Below are 4,900 nucleotides of genomic sequence, written 5' to 3' on the forward strand. Positions count from 1 at the left end.
AGTGGAGCTTCAAGAAAATGCACGACGGATCCCATGGGGTTGGCTTCCCCACCAAGCAAAACAGTCACAGCATCACGCTATAGGGTCCGCCCAACGAACGGCTTCCGGGAAGCCAACTCGTCCCACATCAACACGTCCCGCTGCCAGTTTATCAGGCTGCTCGTTGGCCTGACTTCCGGCCGCAATCCGAGCCTGAAAAGAGTAACCTCAGCGAGGCGAAGGGCAAGCTTTCCGCGCTCGTGGAGGAAGCTGACAATACACGAGATGATCCGGACCACCCGTCACGGACAGCCGTAAGCGGTGTTGACGTCCGCTGACGACCTCGAGTCATTTCAGGAAACCATCCATTGGCTCTCGCATCAGGACAGATCTGGACCGGGCCAGGCGCGACATCGCCGCAATCGTCACCGGCGCCCTGGCCGATAATCCCCACCGGCTCAGCAAACCCCTCACCAACGAACTTCCTCGGCCTGCACACCAGGCCGCGGTGACTACCGTGTGCTGTTCACCCTCTGGTCGTGTTGGTTGAGCCGTTCCCCAGTCAGCCGAACAGCAAAGGCCAATGCGGCCACAGTCTCGGCGCCCAGCCAGGCGCTGGTCGAATTCTCCCACGCGTGGACTACGCTTCTCATCCTGCTTAGGCGCGCCACTCCGTGGTCGGAGAGTTGGACGGTTACTCGACGACGGTCCTCAGGACTGGGGAGTCGGAAGACCGACGCGGCGTCTTCCAGCGCGTCGATTACTCTGCTCAGCGAGGCGTTGGGCATGTTCGAGTGAGTGGCCAGTTCTCCCATCGTCGGCGAGCCCAGCCTCGAGATTACGTCCAGGGTGCGCCATTGCTCTACGCTGACGTCCTCCTCGCTTAGCGCCAGAGCGAGGCCGTCAAGCAGGCTTTTATCGACGGCCGCGAGGGCTGTCATGACCCGTGACAACGAAACGTCGTGTCCGTCATCGTCTCGGATGGCGGGCATGATCCCTCCTTGATCGCAGTGTCAGCGTTAATGCGGCAAGATCTTCCTGTGACCTCTGAAGTCAGCCTAGTACTTCCGGGCGCCCTTATGCTGCGTGGCCCAGTACAGGAGACACTGAGCATCGGTTTACTCGCACCGTTGTCGGGTGTCATGGGGATATCGGGACCATCCATTTTGAACTGTGCGCTGCTCGCGGCCGAGCATGTAGCCGAGCGAACCGGGGTCCGCATCGAGCTTGTCGCAATCGATGCCGGTCGCGGAGCCGAGGAAGTGGCGCGGTTGGCGCGCCAGCTCGTCGACTCGGAACTCATTCAGGGCTTCGTCGGGGCGCACACATCCGACGTCCGCGCAGCAGTTTCCAAGGTCATCGGAGACCGTCTGCCCTATATCTTCACGCCCCCGCACGAACGCGAGCGTGGACAGAATGGCACAATCTTCATAGGCTCTGGTCCGCGTCTGCAGTTGGAACGACCCCTCCAATGGATCATCGGGCACCACCGCGTGCGGCGGTGGGCGCTGATCGGCAACGACTACATCTGGCCACGAGAAGTCCACCGCGCTGCTTCGCAGGTCCTCAGGGGACTGGGACAAAGCATCGTAATGGACCGGCTCGTCCCCTTAGGCGCCGTCGACGCTGAACGCCTTGTGGACGAAGCGCAAAAAAATAGCGCCGATGCCGTCCTGCTCTCGCTCGTCGGCCGTGACGGAATCACGTTTCAGCGCGTAGCGACAGAAATGGGGGCTGACCGCCGGTTAATACGACTGAGTACGGCCCTGGACGAAAACTCGCTCATGGCCGCCGGAGGAGACACCTCCGGGCTTCTGTATTCCGCCATGCCCTCCTTCATTCGGCAAGACGACGACCGGCATCAAAACCTGCTTGGGCTCTATTTGGACCGCTTCGGCGACTCAGCGCCCCTGCCGGCCTCCTACGCGCAGGGTTGTTATGACGGGGTCACGCTGCTGGCGGAGCTATGGCTCACCGGTTTCTTGGGGTCCATGACACCATCCCTGGCCGTTCGGCGTATGACCTCAAGGGCAGACGCAAAACGGTTTGGCTTCGTCAACTCTTCTGGCGGGTCCCAGCTGGCTCTTGCGGCGGGGAACGACCTGCTTGTCATCTAGATCACACGTGCGTAAGATCCAATCGTTTCCACCTGGAAATAATCACCCGCCCGCGGACGAGCCCGTCTGCGGCCAAGCATTGGATGAAAATCGACGATGAATGTTGAACCGCGCGGACCGCTGGACCTCGCCACTGGCCCCACAGACGGAGGGGCCTCGGGCGATGGCATCGAAGAATTCGGGTACCGCCAGGAGCTTAAACGCACTCTGAAATTCTCCGACCTCCTCGTCTACGGGCTGATCTTCATGGTGCCCATCGCCCCCTTTGCGATCTTCGGCAGCGTTTTCCAGGCCTCCGGCGGCATGGTGGCCATGGCTTACATTGTAGGAATGCTCGCCATGATGTGCACGGCAAACTCGTATGCCCAGATGGTGCAGGCGTTCCCGATGTCCGGGTCTGTCTACACCTATGTCGGGCGGGGCATAACGCGCGCCCTTGGATTCGTGGCGGGATGGATGATCCTCCTGGATTACGTCCTGATCCCGGCGCTCCTTTACTTGGCCGCTTCGATTGCCATGAACGGAATGATCCCCGGTGTGCCTCTGTGGATGTGGCTCGTCGCCTTCGTGGTTCTCAACACCGTAATCAACTACTTGGGCATCGAGTTCACGGCCAAGGTTAACAAGATCATGCTGGTGCTCGAGCTCCTCGTACTGGGTGTCTTTTTGGTCATCGGATTCACCGCCGTCGCCAACGGCCAGGGCACGTTCAGCTTCGATGCCTTCTTCAATGCCCACACGTTTGACTGGTCACTGATCTTCGGAGCGGTGTCGATCGCAGTCCTGTCCTTCCTTGGCTTTGACGGCATCTCCACCCTGGCCGAAGAGAATGCCGGGACCACCAAATCGTTGGGCCGATCAATGATCGCCGCCCTGCTCCTGGTCGGAGTGCTTTTCGTGGTTCAGACGTGGGTTGGCTCGATGCTTGTTCACGACCCGGCCAGCCTTATCGCCGATGGAGATCCGGACGGGACTGCGTTCTACAATGCTGCGCAGAACGCAGGTGGACCATTCCTGTTCATCCTCACGGCTGCGGCTACAGCGGTGGCGTGGGGCTTCGCCAACGCCCTGGTCGCACAGGCAGCGACCTCCCGCCTTCTCTTCGCCATGGCCCGGGATCGCCAGCTCCCGGCATTCTTAAGTCGCGTTCACCCCAAGCGCGGTGTACCCGTGAACGCCACCTTGGTCGTAGCCGCCATCTCGCTGGTGCTTGGGCTCTACCTCGTGGCGCAGCCGAACGGTCTGACCGAGATCTCCGTCCTGGTTAACTTTGGCGCGCTGACGGCATTCTCTTTGCTGAACATCGCGGTCGTGTGGTGGTTCATCGTGCGCCAGAAGTCCCGCCGATGGTTCGTACACCTGGTGCTTCCGCTCCTCGGATTGGCGATCCTCGTCGCGGTGATCATCAATGCCAACATCAGCGCACAAATTCTCGGCGTGCTATGGCTGGCAATCGGCGTCGTTGTGGCAATTGTCCTCCTTAAAACGGGGCGGATGACCGACCCCTCCGGAGCCTCTTCACCCCTCGACCTGAAAGAAGTTGGCTGATATGGCCGTACATACTCTGAGGCCGCGCCCTGACCAATATTCCTACACTTTCGGCGGTGTCCAACCGCTACTGAACGTTACGCCCGGGGATATCGTCGAGCTGAGCACCGAGGATTGTTTCGGCGGCCGGGTGACCAGCGACACGGACCTGCCGAGCAAGGTGGTGCCGTTCGCCGAACTTAATCCCGTGTCCGGACCGATTTACGTAGAGGGAGCAGAGGTCGGAGACGTCCTGGCTGTGCACTTTGTCTCAATCGTGCCTGCCCGCTCCCACGCCATCTCCAGCACCTTCCCGCTCTTCGGCGCGCTGACTCCTACCCACGAGACAGCGATGCTGTCCGCTGCGCTCGAGGAAAGGGTCTGGTTCTACGACATAGACCTCGAATCCTGGACAGCGACATTCCGTGCCCGCCAATCCGAATACGTGCTGTCGATGCCGCTTGACCCAATGCACGGCACGGTAGGCGTCGCCCCCGCGAGCGGAGAAGTCCGCCTGGCTGTCACGCCTTCCACCCACGGCGGCAACATGGACACTCCCGAAGTGCGGGCAGGGACCACCCTGTACCTTCCAGTCAATGTACCCGGCGCGCTGCTCTCCCTTGGCGACGGCCACGCACGCCAAGGCGAGGGGGAAATTTGCGGGACGGGCCTCGAGTCCGCCATGAACAGCGTGATCGCGGTCGACGTCGTCAAGGGCGGCGCCCTCGCATGGCCCCGGCTTGAAAATGACGAATACATCATGAGCACCGGTTCAGTGCGCCCGCTCGAAGACGCGTTCCGTATCAGCCAGGCCGATCTTGTATCTTGGGCGTCCGATTTGACCGGCATGGACACTCTCGATGCTTACCAGCTCGTCAGCCAGCTCGGACTCGCTCCAGCTGCTAACGTGTGCGACCCCAACTACACGATGCTGGCTAAACTGCCGAAATGGTCGCTAAAATCGGCCGAAGCCTACGGTGGAGTGCACCGCCAGCTCCGCGCAGCGGCAGCAGAATACAAGATTCGATAGCCGTATCCAAGGGCCCGGTTCGGCAGTCCCGTCGAACCGGGCCTACTCTCTAAAACGGCAGGTTTTGGGCCCTGACATATGGCCCATTATCGGCTAAGAAGTGGGACCAGTAGAAGTAGATGAGAAAACTGGTCTCTCTGTGCTTTTAGCCGTTTTTGCAGGTCAGGCTGATGTGGCGATGCCTCGACGTCGATCGGCATGAAAGGGTCGATCCGCGCGCTGCTGCGGCACAACAACGTAATCTCTC

Annotated in this window: 4 protein-coding genes; 3 read left to right on the plus strand and 1 reads right to left on the minus strand. The window is 60.7% G+C overall.

The window, feature by feature from the left end:
- Positions 1-491: 491 nt before the first annotated feature.
- On the minus strand, positions 492-971 hold the full coding sequence (locus AC1DCZ_RS19145) for a MarR family transcriptional regulator (RefSeq protein WP_476975979.1): 480 nt from the start codon (positions 969-971) through the stop codon (positions 492-494).
- 48 nt (positions 972-1,019) lie between these two features.
- Here AC1DCZ_RS19145 and AC1DCZ_RS19150 point away from each other — a divergent pair, with 48 nt between their 5' ends.
- The 3 genes from AC1DCZ_RS19150 to AC1DCZ_RS19160 all read left to right on the plus strand — a co-directional run bounded on the left by AC1DCZ_RS19150 (position 1,020) and on the right by AC1DCZ_RS19160 (position 4,653).
- Positions 1,020-2,096, plus strand: a complete 1,077-nt coding sequence (locus AC1DCZ_RS19150) for a substrate-binding domain-containing protein (protein ID WP_476975980.1) — start codon at positions 1,020-1,022, stop codon at positions 2,094-2,096.
- A gap of 96 nt (positions 2,097-2,192) precedes the next feature.
- Positions 2,193-3,644, plus strand: coding sequence for an APC family permease (locus AC1DCZ_RS19155; RefSeq protein WP_476975981.1), 1,452 nt, complete (start codon positions 2,193-2,195; stop codon positions 3,642-3,644).
- Between the two features lies 1 nt (position 3,645).
- Positions 3,646-4,653, plus strand: a complete 1,008-nt coding sequence (locus AC1DCZ_RS19160) for an acetamidase/formamidase family protein (protein WP_476975982.1) — start codon at positions 3,646-3,648, stop codon at positions 4,651-4,653.
- Positions 4,654-4,900: the final 247 nt, after the last annotated feature.

The organism is Arthrobacter sp. 10N418 (assembly GCF_056394725.1).

Bases quoted from the DNA above. Each gene is read 5' to 3' on its own strand.
- AC1DCZ_RS19145 (WP_476975979.1), bottom strand. From the start codon at position 971: ATGCCCGCCATCCGAGACGATGACGGACACGACGTTTCGTTGTCACGG.
- AC1DCZ_RS19155 (WP_476975981.1), top strand. From the start codon at position 2,193: ATGAATGTTGAACCGCGCGGACCGCTGGACCTCGCCACTGGCCCCACA.
- AC1DCZ_RS19160 (WP_476975982.1), top strand. From the start codon at position 3,646: ATGGCCGTACATACTCTGAGGCCGCGCCCTGACCAATATTCCTACACT.